The sequence below is a fragment of the Teichococcus oryzae genome (genome assembly GCF_008386565.1).
Lineage (GTDB): Bacteria > Pseudomonadota > Alphaproteobacteria > Acetobacterales > Acetobacteraceae > Pseudoroseomonas > Pseudoroseomonas oryzae.
Genome location: NZ_VUKA01000001.1, coordinates 353,589 through 371,931, shown reverse-complemented (window position 1 = coordinate 371,931; position 18,343 = coordinate 353,589). Strand labels below are relative to the sequence as shown.

Here is an 18,343-nt window from a genome sequence, read left to right as displayed (position 1 = left end):
CCTTATCGGGCGTAGCGGTGAGGGATGAAGGGGGTGGCGGCGACGCGGGCGGGGATCGCCTTGCCGCGCACCATCAGTTCCAGGGCCGTGCCATCGGCGGCATGTTCGCGCGCCACATAGCCCATGGCGCAGGGCCCGTTCAGCGAGGGGCCGAAGGTGCCGCTGGTCACCTCCCCCACCGTTTCGCCGCCAACGGCGATAGCGGTGTGGGCACGGGCGGGCTGGCGGCCTTCGGGCAGGATGCCGACGCGCAGCCGCTTCGGGCCGTTGTCCAGCTCCTCCCGGATGCGCTCGGCGCCGGGGAAGTTCCATTCAGTGCGGCGCCGCTTGCCGACCGTCCAGGTCAGGCCGGCCTCGACCGGGCTGGTGGTTTCGTCGATGTCGTTGCCGTAGAGGCAGAGCCCGGCTTCCAGCCGCAGCGAGTCGCGGGCGCCCAGGCCGGCGATGCTGGCACCGGGCAACGCCAGGAGGGTGCGGGCCAGATCCTCCGCGCGGTCGGCCGCGACGCTGATCTCCACCCCGTCCTCTCCGGTATAGCCGCTGCGGCTGACCAGCACCGGGATGCCGGCGATCTCGGCGGCGGCGACGCCCATGAAGGGCAGCGCGGCCACGGCCGGCGCCAGCGTCGCCAGGGACGGCACGGCGGCCGGCCCCTGGAAGGCGAGCAGGGCGCGGTCGGGCATGCGGTGCAGCGTGACGCCGGCCGGCAGCGCCGCCTCGATCGCGGCGCAATCCACGTCTTTGCGGCTGGCATTCAGCACCAGGAACAGCCGGTCGCCCAGGTTGGCGACCATGAAGTCATCCAGCACGCCGCCCGCCTCGGTGGTCAGCAGGCCGTATTTCTGCCGGCCCGGCTTCAGGATCTTCACGTCGGCCGGGGTCAGGCGCTCCAGTGCCTCGGCCGCGCCCTCGCCCCGCAGCTCGACCTGGCCCATGTGGGAAACGTCGAACAGCGTTGCCCCCTGCCGGGTGGCCAGGTGCTCGGCCAGGATGCCGGCGGGATACTGCACGGGCATGCTGTAGCCGGCGAAGGGCACCATCTTGCCGCCCAGCTCGCGATGCAGCGGCGCCAGCGGGGTTTCCAGAAGGGGTGAGTCGGACAGGATTTCGGCCACAGAACCTCCAGCGCCGCGCTGGCGCGCGGCGGGACAAGGGTTGTGGCCCCCCTCTGTCCCGGAACCTGAGAGATTCAGCGCGTATGCCGGCGCGCCTTACTCCGTCGGTGCCGATACCCGTTGCCGGGCGCCGGGCTTTCCAGAGGCCCCTTCCCCACGCGGTTCTTCTGCCTGAGCGTTTCCGGGGGCCGGTTGCGCCTTCGGCGACGGCGTGCCGCACCCGGCGAAGGGGCGGCGCCATTCTCTCCCGCGCGGGATCAACGGGTGCCGCCTTCCTGCCCGAGTGCCGGCCGCCGCGCAAGAGTTAACACCGGCCCGGCTCCCGGAGTGGTCAGCGCGGCCCGCGGCGGCGGTTCAGCGCCAGTTCCTCCGGGCTGAGCACGAAGCCGATCAGGATGTTCTTCTGCGCGGCGCTTTGCGGCGTGCCGGGAATGCGGATGCTGAGTTCCTCGCCCTGGCTCTGGGCGCGGGACACATTGCCCGGGAAGCTGATCTGCATGTTGTAGGCTTCGCGCGACAGGATGTGTTGCGGCCCGTCCAGCACCGCCACCATATAGGGGATGATGGCGGCACGGCCGGTGGCGGCGGGGCCGCGCTCGGCGGTGAAGCGCGGCGTCAGCGTGACGTCGAGGCCGGCGCGGTCCGGCGCATAGTCGCAGCTGGCGTCGAAGCCGGTGAGGGAGGCGTTCAGTTCCATGGCCGTGAGGTCCTGCCCGCCGCCCGGGCGGAAGCGGGTCAGTTCCGCCGCGTCGGACAGGATGCCGATATTCGGGCAGGGCGCCTGGGCATTGCGCAACAGGTCCGGCGGCGCGCTGCTGCCGCCGCAGGCCGCCAGCAGAAGCAGCGCCGACAATGCCGCGCCGCCCGCCAATTTCGCTTCCCGGAGGTTCCGCGCCTTGACCATGCTGCCTGTCTTCCCCTTAGTGCGCCGTCTTGTGTTCGGGCCGGAAGCCCTGGCGGGACACCCGGCCGCCGCGCCTGCAACCCTTGCGACTTGGACGACCACATGAACCACACTGCCCCTCTCAACCAGGGCGCCCCCATCGTCAAGTCCGCCGCCAGGCCCGCCCTGCACGTCCTGATGGCAGGGCCGCGGGGGTTCTGCGCGGGGGTGGATCGCGCCATCAAGATCGTCGAGGAGGCGATCCGCAAATTCGGCGCGCCGGTCTATGTGCGGCACGAGATCGTCCACAACAAATTCGTGGTGGAGAACCTGAAGGCCCAGGGCGCGGTGTTCGTCGAGGAGCTGGACGAGGTGCCGGAGGACGCGCCGGTGGTGTTCTCCGCCCATGGCGTGCCGAAATCCGTCCCCGCCGAGGCCCGGCGGCGGCAGATGATCTATCTGGATGCCACCTGCCCGCTGGTCAGCAAGGTGCACCGGGAAACGGAGCATCAATCGGCCGCCGGGCGCCACATCCTGCTGATCGGCCATGCCGGCCACCCGGAGGTGGTGGGCACGCTGGGACAGCTCCCCCCCGGCTCCTTCACCCTGGTGGAAACGGTGGAGGATGCCGAGCGCATCACCGTTCCCCCCGGCCCGCTATCCTACACCACCCAGACCACCCTGTCGGTGGAGGACACGGCCGGCATCGTCGCAGCGCTGCGCCGCCGCTTCCCCGACCTGATCGAGCCGCACAAGGACAGCATCTGCTACGCCACCACCAACCGCCAGGGCGCGGTGCGCGCCATCGCCGAGCGGGCGGAGATGGTGGTGGTGGTGGGCGCGCCCAATTCCTCCAACTCCGTGCGGCTGCGCGAGGTCGCCGAGCGTGCCGGCTGCCCGCGCGCCATCATGGTGCAGCGCGGGGCGGAGCTGGACCCGGCGCAGATGGAGGGCATGGCCACCATCGGCGTGACGGCAGGCGCCAGCGCGCCGGAGGTGCTGGTGCAGGAGGTGCTGGACCGGCTCCGCGAACGCTTCACCCTGACCCTTGAGGAAGTGGTGGTGGCGGAGGAAAACATCACCTTCAAACTGCCCCCGCTCCTGAACCGCTGAGGCAGCAACTTCCAACCACGGGACGCGGATGGCGGTCTACACTGATGTCACGGACGAGGCGCTGCGCCTGTTCCTGGCCGAATACGATCTGGGTGAGCTTCTGGCCTTCCGGGGCATCGCCGAAGGGGTGGAGAACAGCAACTTCGCCCTGAAGACCAGCAATGGCGACTTCATCCTGACCTTGTACGAGAAGCGGGTCGATCCGGCCGAACTGCCCTGGTTCCTCGGGCTGATGCGGCATCTGGGGGCCAATGGCCTGTCCTGCCCGCTGCCCGTCGCCGGCCGCGACGGCGTGGCGCTGCGCGAGCTGGCCGGGCGGCCGGCGGCGATCTGCACCTTCCTGCCCGGCATCTGGCCGCGCCGGGTGCGGCAGGCCCATTGCGCGCCGCTCGGCGCCGCCCTGGCCATGCTGCATTCGGCCGGCGAGGGCTTCCGCGCCGAGCGGCCTAACGCCCTGGGGCCGCGTGCCTGGGGGCCGCTGCTGGAGCGCTGCCGGGAAGGCGGCGACGATCTCCAGCCCGGACTGATCGCGGAGCTGGACCGGCACCTGGCCGGCATCCAGCACGACTGGCCGCGCGACCTGCCGCGCGGGCACATCCATGCCGACCTGTTCCCCGACAACGTGTTCTTCCTGGAAAACGAGCAGGGCTCGCCCGTTGTTTCGGGGCTGATCGACTTCTATTTCGCCTGCACCGATTTCCTGGCCTATGACCTGGCGATCTGCCTCAACGCCTGGTGCTTCGAGCCGGACCTCGCCTTCAACGTCACCAAGGCGCGGGCCATGATCAATGCCTACAACGCGCTGCGGCCGCTGACGCCGGAGGAGCTGGAAGCGTTGCCGGTGCTGTGCCGGGGCAGCGCCATCCGCTTCCTGCTCACCCGCCTGTATGACTGGACGCACACCCCGGCGGGCGCCCTGGTCACCCGCAAGGACCCGCTGGAATACCTGAAGCGCCTGCGCTTCCACGCCAGCGCCCGGGATGTTTCCGCCTATGGCCTCTGATACCCCTGAGACTGACCTCGAGACTGGCCCGGCCGAGGCCGCGGGGCGCGTGGTCGAGATCTGGACCGATGGCGGCTGCAAGCCCAATCCCGGTCCCGGCGGCTGGGCCGCCATCCTGCGCTTCGGCGAGGTGGAGAAGGAGCTTTCGGGCTATGACGCCGCCACCACCAACAACCGCATGGAGCTGACGGCCGCCTGCATGGCGCTGGAGGCGTTGAAGCGCCCCTGCACCGTCCGGCTGCACACCGACAGCGAATATGTCCGCAATGGCATCAGCCGCTGGATCCATGGCTGGGTGCGCAACAACTGGCGCAACGCGGCCAAGGACCCGGTGGCCAATCACGAGCTGTGGCAGCGGCTGCTGGCCGCCGCCCGCCCGCACAAGGTGGAATGGCTGTGGGTGCGCGGCCATGCCGGCGACCCGATGAACGAGCGGGCCGACCAGCTGGCCACCGCCGCGCGCCAGTCGGGCGGCTGACACCTGCCGCCGGCGCGCGACGCGGGCAGCGGCGCCGGCGATGCCCATGCCAGCCCGGCCATCGGCCGGGCGGCTATCCCCCTTCCTCGTCGTCGAGGCGCTGGACCGCATCCCCCAGCCGGACCATGCCCGGGGCGATGATGCGCGCGGTGATGCCGCCATGCCCGCGCACCGCATTGTAGCCGCCCTCGCCCAGAACCTCCTCCATCCTTGAGCAGGGATGGCATTCCCCGGTGACTTCGAGCACCGCACCGCCCAGGCGGATGCGGTGGCCCTTCAGGGCCAGCAGGTTGATGCCGGCGACAACGATGTTGCGCCGCAGGAGCGCCGGTTCCACCTCCGCCCGGCCAAGATGGCTGGCGATGGCGGACAGGTTCTCGGCGCCGATCAGCGTGACCTGGCGCGTCCGCTGGGTGCGGCTGCTGTAGCGGTCGCCGGCCAGCCCCTGCTCCGGTGTCGTCATTGCCTCCGCCAGCGGCAGCATGGCTTCCCGCCGGCCCGGCCGCACGCCGATCCAGAGGACCCGGCCAGGCCGCATGGGCGCCATCAGAAGGCGTGCGAGGGGTGAGGCCGGATTCAGCAAGGCTCGCTCTCCTGCGCTGGCCAGCCGGTCACGGGGAAGTTCGGATCGTCCTGTTCCCGCCCGCCGGCGAGGGGGCAACCTATTGGCCGCCGGGGCCTTTCAGCACAAGCCCGCAACGCCGTCCCCGCACCGCCCTTGAGGAACATCCACATGGCCGATGGTCCGACCCGCCGCGTTATCGTCATCACCGGAGGCTCCTCCGGCATCGGCCGCGCCGCCGCCCTGCGCTTCGCCCGGGAAGGGTGGGATGTCGGTCTGGTCGCCCGGGGCGAGGCGGGCCTGCAGGCCGCGCTGGAGGATGTGCGCGCCGCCGGGGCGCGCGGCTGCTACGCCGTGGCCGACGTGGCCAGCCCCGCCGCGCTGGAACAGGCCGCCGCCGAGATCGAGGAAAAGCTCGGGCCGATCCGGGCCTGGGTGAACGGCGCGGGCGTCAGCGCCTATGCCCGCTTCATGGATCTGACGGAGGAGGAATACAACCGCGTCACCGCCGTCACCTATCTGGGCCAGGTGCATGGGACGCGGGTTGCGCTGAAGCGGATGCTGCCGCGGAACCAGGGCAACATCGTCAATGTCGGCTCGGCCGTCGCCATGCGGGCGGTGCCGCTGCAATCCGCCTATTGCGCGGCCAAATATGCCGTCGCCGGCTTCACCGAGGCCATCCGGGGCGAGCTGATCCACGAGAACAGCGCGGTGCAGATCGGCATCGTGCATCCGCCTTCCACCAACACGCCCTTCTTCAATCATGCCCTGTCCAAGCTGGAGGATGGCGTGCCGCGCCCGCCCCCGCCGGTCTACCAGCCGGAGATCGTGGCCGATGCCATCCACCTGGCCGTGACCACCGGCCGGCGCGAGGTGAAGGTGACCGGCCAGACGGTGGCCTTCGCCATCGCCAACACGCTGACGCCCGGGCTGGTGGACTGGGCGGCCGGCAAGTTCGGCCCCGCCTTGCAAACCTCGCACAAGGAGGAGGTGCGGGCAGAGCGCGACGAAAACCTCTTCGAGCCTTCCAGCCGCCCGTCCGGCGCGCATGGCCCGTTCGACCGGGAAGCCCTGGGCTTCAGCCCGCAGATGGCGCTGAACAAGGCGCCGACCATCGGCATCATGATGGTGGGGGTGGCGGCGCTGGGCGTGCTGGCCTTCCTGGCGGGGCCGCCGCGCCGCCATTGAGGTGCGGGCCGGGGCGCTAGCGCCCCGGCCGCACCGTCAGTGCTGCAGCGCCTGCACGATCTGCTGCGTCACCTTCTTGGCGTCGCCGAACAGCATCATGGTGTTGTCGCGGAAGAACAGCTCGTTCTCCACGCCGGCATAGCCGGAAGCCATGCCGCGCTTGATGAAGAAAACCGTCTTCGCGCGCTCCACATCCAGGATCGGCATGCCGTAGATGGCCGACGACTTGTCGGTCTTGGCCGCCGGGTTGGTGACGTCATTGGCGCCGATCACGAAGGCCACGTCGGCCTCGGCGAATTCGGGATTGATCTCCTCCAGCTCATGCACCTCGTCATAGGGCACATTGGCCTCGGCCAGCAGGACGTTCATGTGGCCCGGCATGCGGCCGGCGACGGGGTGGATGGCGTAGGACACCTCGGCGCCTTCCTTTTTCAGCAGGTCGCCCATCTCGCGCAGCACCTGCTGCGCCTGCGCCACCGCCATGCCGTAGCCGGGCACGATGATGATCTTCCCCGCGTTTTTCATGATGTAGGCGGCGTCCTCCGGCGAGCCGGACTTCACCGGCCGCGCCGGGCCGCCATCTCCCCCCGCCGCCGAGGCCACGCCGGCATCCGAGCCGAAGCCGCCCAGCAGCACGTTGACGATGGAGCGGTTCATGCCCTTGCACATGATGTAGGACAGGATCGCGCCCGAGGCGCCGACCAGCGCGCCCGTGACGATCAGCAGCAGGTTGCCGAGGGTGAAGCCGATGCCCGCCGCCGCCCAGCCCGAATAACTGTTCAGCATCGACACCACCACCGGCATGTCGGCGCCGCCGATCGGGATGATCAGCAGGAAGCCCAGCGCGAAGGCCAGGATGGCGATCAGCCAGAACAGCACCGCGCTGCCCGTCGCGACGAAGCTGATCACCAGCACCAGCAGCAGGATGCCCAGGCCGAGATTGAGGTAATGCTGCCCCTTGAAGGTGATCGGCGCGCCCGACATCAGCGCCTGCAGCTTGGCGAAGGCGATCACCGATCCAGAGAAGGTGATGGCGCCGATGGCGAGGCCGAGCGACATCTCCACCAGCGATCCGGCATGGATGTTACCCGGATGGCCGATGCCGAAGGATTCCGGGTTGTAGAAGGCGGCCGCCGCCACCAGCACCGCCGCCATGCCGACCAGCGAATGGAAGGCAGCCACCAGTTGTGGCAGCGCCGTCATCTGGATGCGGTTGGCCAGATAAGCGCCGATGCCGCCGCCGATGGCGAGGCCGGCGATGATCAGCCCGAGGCCGCCCACCCCCATGCCGGCATGGAACAGCGTCGCCAGGATGGCGATGCCCATGCCGACCATGCCGTAAAGATTGCCGCGCCGGCTGGTCTCGGGATGGGACAGGCCGCGCAGCGCCAGGATGAACAGGACGGAGGCGACGATATAGGCGAGCGTCGAGAAGGTCTGGGCCACCGCGTCAGCCCTTCTTCTTGAACATGGCGAGCATCCGCCGCGTCACCAGGAAGCCGCCGAAGATGTTCACCGAGGCGAGCGTCATGGCCAGGAAGCCGAACACCTTGGCGGCGATGGAGTCGCCCAGGCCCGTGGCCAGGATGGCACCCACCACGATCACCGAGGAGATGGCGTTGGTGACGCCCATCAGCGGCGAATGCAGCGCCGGCGTCACGTTCCACACGACGTGGTAGCCGACAAAGCAGGCCAGCAGGAAAATGGTCAGCAGCAGCAGGAAGGGCTCGGCATGGCCGGCCGCCTGCGCCACGGCGGGGGCGGCGCTTTCCGCCATCATCCGGGCCTGCGCGGCCAGGGCCAGGGCACGCTCGGCCGTGGCGCTCGCCTGATTGGCGAGTTCGGTGGGATTCATCTCGGAAAGCTCCTCAGGCGGCCGGCTGGACGGCGAGCATCGGGTGGACCACCGCGCCGCCGCGCGTCAGGGTAACGCCGCGGACGATCTCGTCATCCTGCGGCAGCCTGGCCGCCTTGGCATCCTTGTCCCAGAAGGTGGCCAGGAAGGTCAGCAGGTTGCGGGCGTAAAGGGCGCTGGCCGCGCCGGCGATGCGGCCGGGCCAGTTGCGGTGGCCCAGGATCTTGACGCCATTCTCGGTGGTGATCGCCTCGCCCGGCTGAGTCAGGGCGCAATTGCCGCCAGCATCGGCGGCGATGTCCACAATGACGCTGCCCGGCTTCATCGAGGCCACCATGGCCGCGGTCAGCAGGGTCGGTGCCTTGCGGCCCTGCACCAGGGCGGTGGTCACCACCACATCCTGCTTCACCACATGCGCTGCCACCACCTCCGCCTGCTTGGCATAGAAATCGGCGGAAAGCTGCTTGGCGTAGCCGCCGGCGGTCTGCGCCGCCTTGCTTTCCTCATCCTCGTAGCCGACGAAGGAGGCGCCGAGGGACTTGATCTCCTCCTTCGCCGCGGGCCGCACATCGGTGGCGGAAACGCGCCCGCCGAGGCGGCGCGCCGTGGCGATGGCCTGCAGGCCGGCGACGCCAGCACCCATGATGAACACATTGGCGGCCGGGATGGTGCCCGCCGCCGTCATCAGCATGGGAAAGCCCTTGTCGAAGGCCCCCGCCCCCTCGACCACCGCCCGGTAGCCGGCCAGGTTGGCTTGGGAGGACAACACGTCCATGCTTTGCGCCCGGGTGATGCGCGGCAGCAGCTCCATCGAGCAGGCCTCGATCCCGGCGGCGGCATAGGCTTCGGCGCGGGCAGGGTCGGATACCGCCTCCAGCGTGCCAATCAGAAGCGCGCCGCGCGGGATCAGGGACAGCTCGTCCACCTCCCCTTCGCCGGCGGCCAGGGGCGCGCGCACCTTGAGCACGATCGCGGCCCCGGAAAGGGCCGTGGCGGCATCCGGGGCGATCTCTGCCCCCGCCTCGCGATAGGCGGCATCGGGGTAGCCGGAGGCCAGGCCCGCCCCGCTTTCCACCGCGATGGCAGGGCCGAGCGCCGCCAGCTTCTTTACCGTTTCGGGCGTCGCCGCCACCCGCGTTTCGCCCGAACGCCGTTCTTTCAGAACCGCAAGCCGCATCCGGCTCGTCCTCCACGACTTGGTCTATTGGGCGTGGAAGATGAACAACGATGCCGGATGCGACAAGCTAATCCTATCGCCCGGAATCATGGGGGAATGATCCGGGCGGTCAGCCGCCGAAGCGGAACACGGCGTGGCCCGGTGCCGCCTGCACCAGGGCAAGCCGGACACCGGCCGACGCTCCGCCCTGCTGCACCGTCAGCCAGGTGTCGTAGAGCCCTTCCAGCACCTCGGCCAGCCAGGCCCCCTCCGGGTCGCCCGGCGCCGGGATGCAGGGCAGCGCGGCATGCACCAGCCGCAGGCTGCGGTCCGTCTCGTCGAGGCGCAGCGAGAGATAACCCCAGGCCATGGCGCCCAGCGCCTCGTTCATGGCCAGTTCCAGCTCCTCCAGCGTGGCGGCGGTGCGGAGGGGCGCGTCGGCTGCCATCCGCCCGCCCACGGCGCGCAGCAGGGCGTTCCGCCCCGCCATGTCCATGTTGGCGCCCAGCGTGCCGATCAGCGCCTGCAGGAAGCCGCGCCATTGCGGACTGACATCCCGCCGCGCCAGATAGATCAGGGCGGCGGAATCGGTCATCGCTCGAGCCTCCACGCAGTTTCCTTCCGCTTCACCGGCCAGTCCGGGCTTACTGGTCCAGGCGGTAGCGCGCATAGATCAGGCCGCGCGCCTCGCTCCAATCCGCCGATTTGTCATAGCGCAGCGCGGCGCCGAGGCGCAGCACCGGCGTGACCTCGTATTCCAGGTCGCCGCGCAGCCCGCCCGTGAAGCCTGTCTGGGACTGGCCGGGATAAAACGCGGTGATCGTCGGGTCCGCCGCCGCCAGCGCCTCCAGCTGGGATTGCCTGCCGCCATCGGTCGGGAAGAAGGCCGCGCGGTCCTCCCGCCAGGACGCGATGCCGACCGTGCCGCCAAGGCGATAGCTGAGCAGCCCGGCGCGGGCGCGGTAATCCAGCGGAATGGTCGCCCCCACATAGGATTGCGGGCTGTAATAGCCGCCATGGCCCAGGGTGAAGAGGCGCAGGTTCTTGTCATAGGACTGGTAGACAAGGTCCAGCCCGGTGACGAGCTCCGCATCGGCGGTGCGGAACAGCGCATGGCTGAGCCCGGCCCCGGCCTCGATCCGGGTGTTGTCGGCCACGCCGTCGCCCTCGATCGTCGAATATCCACCGCCGACATAGAAATTCGTGTCGCCGGCGCTGATCTCGAACTGGCCGCGGGCGGTGTTGCGCACCACGCCGCCCCAGAGCTGGCCGGAAACCGGATCGCGCATGCCGGCCCAGGACAACATGGTGTCGGTCATGGCGCGCCGCTCGGCCGTGACGCGCAGGCGCAGGCTGCTGCTCAGCGCCGGCGCCACCTCGACGCCGCCCAGCAGGTTCTGCTTGCGGAAGCCGAGTGGCGAGGAACCGATATCAAGCGCGAAATTGTCCCGCGTGTAGCCCAGTGCCAGGCTGACGCCGGCCGCCGAACTGTCGGCAGGGGTCAGGCCCCGCGCCTGGGCCGGCGTGATGGCGGTGTTCTGGCCTGGCAGGCTGAGCGCGTTGCCGCCGAAGCGGCGCAGCGTGCCGGTATCCTGGCTGATGCTGCCGGCATCGATGTTGACCGCCTGCGCCCGCAGGGAGATCCGCCCGCCCGCTCCCGGCATGGCGGTGGACACTTCCGCGCCGGCGCCGAACTCGGTCAGCTGATCCAGCCCCGCCTCGCCCGAGCGGGTGCGGAAGGCGAAGCCCGGCGTCACGCGCGGCGCCACGTCATCCTCCACCACCGCCAACTCGCGGTTGATCTCCGCCAGCATCGGATCGGCCGCCAGCATCGTGGTGCCGGTGCCAAGGCCCTGGCCCACCGGCCCAGGCCCGGCCAGCGAGATGCGGCGGAAGGGATTGCCCCCCTGCCCCGGCGCCGCCGGCTCCGCGCCCGAGGCAGCCTGCGGAAAGGCCGTGGCGCCCGGCGCGAAGCCGCCACCGCTGGCGCCAAGCTGTCCGCGCCGCTGTTCCGCCGCGAGAAGCAGCGCCCGCCGCGCCCGCCTGCCATCGCCGCCGGCGCGGGCCAGCCGCGCTTCCAGCAGGCTCAGCCGCGGATCATTGGGCGCGAAGCCGCGCCCCTCATCCAGCAGGGCCGCGGCGCGCGACAACTGGCCGGCGGCGATCGCCGCGTCGGCGGCGGCCACCCGCGCATCGATGTTGCGGGGATCGCGGCCCAGCACCGCCTCGGCGATGCGCTGCGCCTGCCGTGGCTCCCGCGCGCCCTGGTAGAGCCGCGCCAGCGCCAGATTGGCATCCGGGTTCTGCGGGTCCTGCGCCAGGGCCGGAGCCAGGCGGTCATAGGCGGCGGCCTGCTGGCCTTCCTCGTTCAGCCGGTCGCTGGCGCGGATGGCGGCGCCGGCCCGTAGGCTGGCGAGCTGCCGCTGCTCATCGGCGGTCAGGCGGCTGTCCTGGCTGATCTGGCTGGCGACCAGGGCCGCCTCCTGCTCCAGCCCGCCGGCGAGCAGGGCATTGGCCAGAACGATGCGCCCGGCTGGCGGGGCGTTGCGGTTGACCGCCAGCCCCACCCGCGCCGCTTCCGTGGCGCCAGCGGTGTCACCCATCTCGCCCAGGCTGCGCACCACCTGCGCGGCGGTCTCGCCTGTCGGATCCGGCCGCGCGGCCAGGGTCAGCAGGCGGCGCCGCGCCTCGTCGGCCCGGCCATAGGATGCCAGCCCGGCGGCGGCGGCGACCTCCGCCTGGATCTGCGTCTGGCGCAGCAGCCGGGTCTGGTCGGCGCTGCGCAGCCGCACGGGGATGCGCTCGATCAACTGCGCCGCCTGGCGGGTGTTGCCCTGCTCGGTGGCGAACAGCGCCGCGGCATGCAGCGCCTCGGCCTTGCCACCCGCGGCCAGTTCGTTGACCAGAAGGCTGCCTTCCGCAGCCTGGCCCTGACGCGCCAGGCTGCGTGCAAGATCCAGCCGGATCCATGGATTTTCCGGATCGGAGGCTTGCGCCGCGCGCAGCAGGGCTACGGCGGATTGCGGGTCCGTGGCGCGGCTGGCCTCGGCCCGCAGCGATTCGGCGCGGCGCGCACCGACGGTGCTGGCGAAGCGGCCGCCGCGACGCTCGGCCAGTTGCTCGGCTTCCGCGAAACGGCCCTGTTGCTGCAGGGCGTCGTACAGGCCGGCCAGGGCGGGCGCCAGATCGGGCCGCCGCGCCAGGGCGGCGCGGTAGCGCTGCTCGGCCCCCGCCGGATCATTGCGTTGCAGCGCCAGATCGCCGAGCAGCGCCTCGGCATCGGCCCGTTCCCCACCATCGCGCTGCACGGCGCGCTGGAGGATGGCTTCGGCCTGGTCGGCCTGCCCGCGCTGGATCAGGTTGCGCGCCTGCGTCACCTGGCTGGTGAAGTTGGCACCATCGAGCGCCTGGCCCCATTTGCGGCGGCCTTCCTGCGGGTCGGCGGCGATGGCCTCCCCCAGCAGGCGGCGCGCATCGGCGGTGCGGCCCTGGCGCAGTCGCACCAGGCCAAGGCCGCCCTTGGCATCGGCATCGCCGGGCTGCTGCTCCAGCACCGCCTCGAATTGCTGCGCAGCCTCGGCCAGCCGCCCGGCGTTCAGGGCGTTGAAGCCCTGCATGCGGGCTTGGCCCACGGTGTCCACCGCGCCCGGCGGCGGATTGCGGATTTCCTCCAGCCGCCTGGCCAGGGCGGGATCATTCGGGTTGTCGCGCAGATATTGCTCGATCTCCGGCGCCGCGGCGGGATCGGGGCCTTCCCAGAGCAGCGCGTCCCGCAGCGCGGCGCGGGCATTGTTCGCCGTGTCGGGCTGCCGGGACAGGTTCTGCAGCCGCCGCACGCCCTCGGCGCGGGAGCCTTCGCGGTAGGTCAGGATCTGGGCATAGGCCAGGGCCAGGCGGCGATTGCCCGGATTGGCCTCGGCCAGCCGCTCCATGGCATCCCGCGCGGCGTCGTAGCCCTGCTCGGTGCCCGCCAGGGTCTGGTAGTATTCGATGGCGTAGCTGTCGGGCGGGGTTTCGCCGCCGAAGATCTGCCGGTAGCGCTCCACGGCCTGCGCCTGCTGGCCGGCCTGGGCCAGCCGCCGCGCCTCCGCCAGAACCGCCGGATCGGCCGTTGCGCCACGCACCGAACGGGAAGCGCCGGTCACCCGCGGGTCGGCCGGCGCCAATTGCCGCAGCCGGGCCAGATAGCTTTCCGCCGCCGTGCGGTTTCCGGCCTCCGCATGGGCCTGCGCGGCCGCCGACAGCGCACCGATGTTGTTGGGATCGACCGCCAGCACGCGTTCCAGCGTCTGCAGGGCGCGTTCGGGGCGGTTCTGGGCGCGCCAGTATTCCGCCTGCTCCATCAGCACGGACACGGCATTGCTTTGCGCCGCCGCCGGGCCGGAAGCCAGCATCGGCGCCAATGCCACGGACAACGCGCTGGCCAGAAGCCGGGTGCGGGGCGAGATCATTGCGTCCGGGTCCTCAGGCGAAGCGCGGCGCGGCGGCGCAGCAGCCAGTAAGTGGGCGTGGCCACGCAAAGCGCCGCCAGCATGGCCAGCGCCAGCAGTAGGTCGGGCCGCTTGCCGAACCAGTATTGCGGCCACAGATGCAGCGGCAGCGAGCCGACATTGTAGTTGCCGCCGACCTTGAAGGAGTCGACGCGGCCGCCGGACAGCAGCGCCAGGTCGCCCTGGATGCGCGCCTGCTGGTCATGATCCCCGAGCACGGCCAGCATGGCCTCCATGCCCTGCGGCGTGGTGCCCGACAGCGCCAGCACGGAACGGCCGGCGCGCAGCGGGCTTTCAAAGCCGGCCAGCATGCCGGTGCCCTCCCCCGGGGAAGCCAGCAATGCCTCGGCGTGCTGGCGCTCCTGGCGCGCATCGTCGCTCAGGAACAGGTTCCGGAAACCGCCCAGCATGTCGGGAACAGCCAGCGAAACCCGGTTGCCGTCGATGCGCAGCGCGCCGTCCCGGCCCATCAGCGCGGCCAGCGCCGGTTGGCGGCCCAGCGCGCCGATCACCAGCAATTCCTTGTCCGCCACCTGCTCCAGCGCCGCCGCGCGCACCACCTGGATGCCGGTGGCGGCGTGGCCGACATTGGCCGAAAGGCGGCCCAGCATGGTCAGGAAGCTGGAAACCTCCAGCGTGTTCGGACGATCCGGCAGCACGGCCGCGGTGGAGGACAGGTCCGCCATCTTGGTGAAGGGAAAACCCGAGCCAACGAAGAAGGCGAGGTTCGGCAACTCGGCGAAGCGGTAGCCCCGCGACAGGTCAATGGTGCTGTCCGGGTCGATGGAGGCGCGCACATCGGCCGGGATGGCCACGCAGTCGCCGCGGTTCATTGGCCGCATGTCGAAGCGCAGGCCCAGCTCGTTCTGGCCGAAGATCAGGTAGGGCGGCAGCGACACCTCGCCTTCCCCGACATCGGGCACGGTGCCGATGCCGGTCCGGCGCGCGATCCAGTTCCACGGCCAGCTCGGCTCGGCGGCCTGCAACGGGAAGGATTTGAGGTAAACGTTGTTCAGCGTGGCATCGATCCGCGAAACCGACACATCGGTGACCGGACCGGGCGGGGCGCGGAACTTCACGTTCACCGGCAGGGAACGGTCGCGCCAGGTGTACAGGTCGGGCGCGGTGCGGAACGGAATGGAAATGGCGCCGGGCGCGAAGCCGTAGCTTTGCAGCTCGGACGGGTCCATCAGCTCGCCGAAGCGCACGGGCCGGTCGGTGCGGATCCAGCGCGGCGCGTCATAGGGCGCGCGCGGCGGCAGGTCCGGCGCCTGCACCAGCGCGATCTCGCCGGACAAGGCCTGCTTGCCGGCGGCCAGGGCCTGGGCCGCCATGGCGGCCTCGCTGCCGGTGCGGCCGCCAACCACCAGCAGCACGGCCTGCGGGTCCACCGGGTTGGGCACGATCGCCAGGGTGGGCCCATCCATCCGTGGCAGGCTGATGCCGGGCACGGATTCATTGCCGGCAAGGACCACCATGGCATTGCCGCGCGGCGGCACCGCCGTGCTGACCGGGAATTCCGAGCCACGGTAATCCGCCTGCACCGCGAACCAGGAGGAGGCGATGGCGGCGGCCCGCAGCAGGTCGTTGCCGGGATTGTCGGGCATGACCACCGGCAGGACGAGCTTCTCGTTGCGCAGGCGCGGGTCGAAGAAGGGCTCCGGCAGGCGGGCCAGGTCGCGCGGCAGCGGCAGGTGCTCGAAGGTCAGCTGCAACGTCGAAAGGTCGGAGATGGTGGCCCATAGCAGGCCCGACATCGGGTCGTTGCATTCCTGCGTGTAGCGGCCGGTGAAACGGAAATTCAGCCGGTTGGCATCGGCGAAGTAAACCGGGTTGATCGGGAATTCGAGCGGGCCGATGGTCGGCCGGGTCCGGTCGGGCGCGATGGTGCCGACGAACTGCTCGTTCAGCGTCACGGCGATCTGGCTGAGGTCGGGGATCAGGGACGGGCTGGTGGCGCCCTGCAGAACCAGCTTGGCGCCGGTGACCACTTCATTGGCGCGGATGCCGAACAACACGCCCTGCAGGTCGGCGGTGCCGCGCAGCTGCATGGGGCCGCCAAGGCCGAGCTGCCGCAGCGTGCGGCTTTCAACCCGCGCCGTGCTGGACGGAATGGCGGCGGGGGCCGGCGGGGCGAAAGGGTCCGCCGCCGGCTGCGGCGCCGGGGCGGCAAGCGGCGCCGGCGCCAGGGGTGGCAAGGATGGCGCGGCGGCGGGTGGCGAAGCCGGCGGCGGCCGCTGCGCCTGGGCCGGAACCGCCAGGCCCAGCCCGGAGCCCGCGATCAACAGCAGCCCGGCCATGCGGCGGCTCTTGCCACCCACGGGCATCGGCTTCGGCACGGCGGCGGCGGCTGCCTTGGCCGCGGCCGCCGCGGCGGCACGGGCGCGCGCGCGGCGCTCCCGCCGGCCGCGCAAGGAAAGCTGGCTGTCGCCACGGAACAACCCACCGATGCTCACCGCAACCTCCCAAAGGGCCCGCAGCGGGCGATCCGGCCGCACATGGTCCCAGTCCAGCCAAGAATCCGCGCGGCCCAGCACGACCCGCACGATGTTGCCTTCATCCAGAAGCGCCTCGGGCGTGAAGCGGACCTGCAGGCGGTCCTGCTCGCCGCGCATCACCTCGCAGGGGATGGCAAGGCGGTCGGGCCCAATGTCGAACTCCATCTTCACGCGCAGCGCCGCGGCGAGGCCGGAAGCCCCCTTCACCGTCACGGCGGCCCCGCCCAGCGAAACGTCGTGGCTTTCGCCTTCCAGCCGGGTGCCATCGGGCAGCAGCACGGCCACGGGAAGCTTCGCATGCACGCGATGGCGCTCGCGCACCTGCCGGCGCTCGCGGCCCACGGCCAGCCCCACCATCACGATGGCCAGCGACAGCACCACCCAGAAGGAGTTCAGCGCATAGGCCTGGAATTCCAGGCTGCCCCAGGGATGGAGCACCATGCCGACCACGCCGCTGGCGAGGCCGAGGGCCAGCACCAGGGCCAGCACGAAATTGGCGGCCACGGCGCGGAAATCGAAATAGCCCTCGGCCAGGATGCCGCCCTTGTCGGTGACGTTGAACTTCCCCTTGCGCGGGTCGAACAACGTCGCCAGCACCACCGGCAGCAGATAAAGGGTCAGCACCGTCTCGTAGATCTCGGACCAGAAGCTGTGGCGCACCTTGCCCTGAAGCCGGCTGTTGGTGCCGATCGAGTGGACGATGTGCGGCCCGGCATAGGCCAGAATGGCGAGCGGCGAGGCCGCGATCATGTTCTGCCCGAACAGCAGGAAAGCCAGCGGCGCGGTCAGGAACACGAAGCGCGGCAGCGGGAACAGGAAGTGCCACTGGGCGTTCATGTAGCAAAGCCGCTGATGCAGCTTCAGGCCGGGCCCGAGCAGCGGGTTATCGATGCGGAAGATCTGCACCATGCCGCGCGCCCAGCGCATGCGCTGGCCGATATGCGAGATCAGCCGGTCCGTCGCCAGCCCGGCCGCGAGCGGCACCCGCAGATAGGCCGTCCGCCATCCCAGCCGCTGCATCTTCAGGGAGCAGTGGCAATCCTCGGTCACCGTCTCGGTCGGCACGCCGCCCACCTGCAGCAACGCGGTCCGGCGCAGCACCGCGCAGGAGCCGCAGAAGAAGGTGGCGTTCCACAGATCGTTGCCCTGCTGCACCAGGCCGTAGAACAGCAGCCCCTCATTCGGCACGCGGCGGCCGGAGGCGAGGTTCCGCTCGAAGGGATCGGGCGAATAGAAATGATGCGGCGTTTGCAGCATGCCGATGCCACGGTCGCGCATCATCCAGCCGATGGTCATCTGCAGGAAGGCGCGCGTGGCCACGTGGTCGCAATCGAAGATGACGATGTATTCGCCACTCGTCTTGGCGGTGGCGTGGTTGATGTTGCCGGCCTTGGCGCCCTTGTTGTCCGGGCGGATCATGTAGCCGACGCCGGCTTCCTCGCAGAACTGCCGGAAGTCGTCGCGCCGCCCGTCATCCAGCACATAGATGTTCATCTTGTCGCGCGGCCAGTCCATCGCCATCGCGCCATAGATCGCCGGCTTCACCACCTCGAGCGGCTCGTTGTAGCTGGGGATGAAGACATCCACGGTGGGCCAATCGGCCGGGTCGGCGGGCAGCGGCACGGGCCGGCGGTCCAGCGGCCAGAGCTGCTGGAAGTAGGACAACAGCAGCGCGATCACTGCATAGATCTCGGCCAGCAGCAGGCCGGTGCCGAAGAAGGTCGAGAAATAGCCCGAATAATCGAGCGTCTCGGTCAGCCGCCAGTACAGGTAGCGCGACGAGATCAGGGTGGAGAGCATCACCAGGAAGAAGATGGCGCCCCGCCCTTCCGCGCGGCTGATCGCCAGGAAGACCAGGAAGCCGCCCAGCGCCAGCCATGCCTGGTGCTCCGGCGCAAGCGGCGCAACCACAAAGGTGACGCCCAGCAGGCCGCCGATCAGGGACAGAACCACCGCCGTGGCTTTCAAACGCAGCAGGGTCCGGAAAAAGGCGCGCATTTTG

At 70.5% G+C, this 18,343-nt stretch carries 13 protein-coding genes and 2 riboswitches; of the genes, 4 read left to right on the top strand and 9 right to left on the bottom strand.

Translation table 11 applies throughout. The features are described 5' to 3' along the window. Positions 1-2: 2 nt before the first annotated feature. Together gcvT and F0Q34_RS01665 are read right to left on the bottom strand one after the other, a co-directional pair. Positions 3-1,103: a glycine cleavage system aminomethyltransferase GcvT gene (gene gcvT / locus F0Q34_RS01670; protein WP_149811201.1), complete on the bottom strand. Its 1,101-nt coding sequence runs from the start codon at positions 1,101-1,103 to the stop codon at positions 3-5. Positions 1,104-1,165: 62 nt separating this feature from the next. Then, positions 1,166-1,261, bottom strand: a riboswitch (glycine riboswitch). Positions 1,262-1,264: 3 nt separating this feature from the next. After that, positions 1,265-1,375: riboswitch (glycine riboswitch) on the bottom strand. A 71-nt stretch (positions 1,376-1,446) separates the two neighbouring features. Next, positions 1,447-2,019 carry a hypothetical protein gene (locus tag F0Q34_RS01665; protein ID WP_149810395.1) on the bottom strand — a complete coding sequence of 191 codons (573 nt, stop codon included), beginning with the start codon at positions 2,017-2,019 and terminating at the stop codon, positions 1,447-1,449. A 102-nt stretch (positions 2,020-2,121) separates the two neighbouring features. Between F0Q34_RS01665 and ispH the strand changes: the two genes are divergently transcribed. Genes ispH through rnhA form a run of 3 tightly spaced genes read left to right on the top strand, consistent with a single transcriptional unit; the run spans position 2,122 to position 4,592 of the window. Continuing rightward, positions 2,122-3,111, top strand: coding sequence for a 4-hydroxy-3-methylbut-2-enyl diphosphate reductase (gene ispH, locus F0Q34_RS01660; RefSeq protein ID WP_149810394.1), 990 nt, complete (start codon positions 2,122-2,124; stop codon positions 3,109-3,111). 28 nt (positions 3,112-3,139) lie between these two features. Then, positions 3,140-4,114 (top strand): homoserine kinase, encoded by a 975-nt coding sequence (locus F0Q34_RS01655; protein ID WP_149810393.1) that lies wholly within the window; start codon positions 3,140-3,142, stop codon positions 4,112-4,114. Then, positions 4,104-4,592 (top strand): ribonuclease HI, encoded by a 489-nt coding sequence (rnhA, locus tag F0Q34_RS01650; protein ID WP_149810392.1) that lies wholly within the window; start codon positions 4,104-4,106, stop codon positions 4,590-4,592. The genes F0Q34_RS01655 and rnhA overlap by 11 nt, the downstream gene beginning before the upstream one ends. A gap of 73 nt (positions 4,593-4,665) precedes the next feature. Here the strand turns inward: rnhA and F0Q34_RS01645 are convergent, their stop codons facing one another. Then, positions 4,666-5,175, bottom strand: coding sequence for an MOSC domain-containing protein (locus F0Q34_RS01645; protein ID WP_206667936.1), 510 nt, complete (start codon positions 5,173-5,175; stop codon positions 4,666-4,668). A 150-nt stretch (positions 5,176-5,325) separates the two neighbouring features. Here F0Q34_RS01645 and F0Q34_RS01640 point away from each other — a divergent pair, with 150 nt between their 5' ends. Beyond that, positions 5,326-6,342 (top strand): SDR family oxidoreductase, encoded by a 1,017-nt coding sequence (locus F0Q34_RS01640; RefSeq protein ID WP_149810391.1) that lies wholly within the window; start codon positions 5,326-5,328, stop codon positions 6,340-6,342. A 36-nt stretch (positions 6,343-6,378) separates the two neighbouring features. On the opposite strand, the gene F0Q34_RS01635 is transcribed toward F0Q34_RS01640, so the two are convergent. From F0Q34_RS01635 to bcsA, 6 genes are all read right to left on the bottom strand, one after another. Beyond that, positions 6,379-7,788, bottom strand: coding sequence for an NAD(P)(+) transhydrogenase (Re/Si-specific) subunit beta (locus F0Q34_RS01635; RefSeq protein WP_149810390.1), 1,410 nt, complete (start codon positions 7,786-7,788; stop codon positions 6,379-6,381). Between the two features lie 4 nt (positions 7,789-7,792). Next, positions 7,793-8,197: an NAD(P) transhydrogenase subunit alpha gene (locus tag F0Q34_RS01630; RefSeq protein WP_149810389.1), complete on the bottom strand. Its 405-nt coding sequence runs from the start codon at positions 8,195-8,197 to the stop codon at positions 7,793-7,795. Positions 8,198-8,210: 13 nt separating this feature from the next. Next, positions 8,211-9,374, bottom strand: coding sequence for a Re/Si-specific NAD(P)(+) transhydrogenase subunit alpha (locus tag F0Q34_RS01625; protein ID WP_149810388.1), 1,164 nt, complete (start codon positions 9,372-9,374; stop codon positions 8,211-8,213). A gap of 109 nt (positions 9,375-9,483) precedes the next feature. After that, the gene (gene bcsD / locus F0Q34_RS01620; protein ID WP_161600753.1) at positions 9,484-9,948 is read right to left on the bottom strand and encodes a cellulose biosynthesis protein BcsD; all 465 of its coding nucleotides are present in this window, start codon (positions 9,946-9,948) and stop codon (positions 9,484-9,486) included. A 49-nt stretch (positions 9,949-9,997) separates the two neighbouring features. Continuing rightward, positions 9,998-13,804 carry a cellulose biosynthesis protein BcsC gene (locus F0Q34_RS01615; RefSeq protein ID WP_149810386.1) on the bottom strand — a complete coding sequence of 1,269 codons (3,807 nt, stop codon included), beginning with the start codon at positions 13,802-13,804 and terminating at the stop codon, positions 9,998-10,000. Then, positions 13,801-18,339 (bottom strand): UDP-forming cellulose synthase catalytic subunit, encoded by a 4,539-nt coding sequence (bcsA, locus tag F0Q34_RS01610; RefSeq protein ID WP_149810385.1) that lies wholly within the window; start codon positions 18,337-18,339, stop codon positions 13,801-13,803. The genes F0Q34_RS01615 and bcsA overlap by 4 nt, the downstream gene beginning before the upstream one ends. Positions 18,340-18,343: the final 4 nt, after the last annotated feature.

Bases quoted from the DNA above. Each gene is read 5' to 3' on its own strand.
- F0Q34_RS01665 (WP_149810395.1), bottom strand. From the start codon at position 2,019: ATGGTCAAGGCGCGGAACCTCCGGGAAGCGAAATTGGCGGGCGGCGCG.
- ispH (WP_149810394.1), top strand. From the start codon at position 2,122: ATGAACCACACTGCCCCTCTCAACCAGGGCGCCCCCATCGTCAAGTCC.
- F0Q34_RS01655 (WP_149810393.1), top strand. From the start codon at position 3,140: ATGGCGGTCTACACTGATGTCACGGACGAGGCGCTGCGCCTGTTCCTG.
- rnhA (WP_149810392.1), top strand. From the start codon at position 4,104: ATGGCCTCTGATACCCCTGAGACTGACCTCGAGACTGGCCCGGCCGAG.
- F0Q34_RS01640 (WP_149810391.1), top strand. From the start codon at position 5,326: ATGGCCGATGGTCCGACCCGCCGCGTTATCGTCATCACCGGAGGCTCC.
- F0Q34_RS01630 (WP_149810389.1), bottom strand. From the start codon at position 8,197: ATGAATCCCACCGAACTCGCCAATCAGGCGAGCGCCACGGCCGAGCGT.
- F0Q34_RS01625 (WP_149810388.1), bottom strand. From the start codon at position 9,374: ATGCGGCTTGCGGTTCTGAAAGAACGGCGTTCGGGCGAAACGCGGGTG.
- bcsD (WP_161600753.1), bottom strand. From the start codon at position 9,948: ATGACCGATTCCGCCGCCCTGATCTATCTGGCGCGGCGGGATGTCAGT.
- F0Q34_RS01615 (WP_149810386.1), bottom strand. From the start codon at position 13,804: ATGATCTCGCCCCGCACCCGGCTTCTGGCCAGCGCGTTGTCCGTGGCA.
- bcsA (WP_149810385.1), bottom strand. From the start codon at position 18,339: ATGCGCGCCTTTTTCCGGACCCTGCTGCGTTTGAAAGCCACGGCGGTG.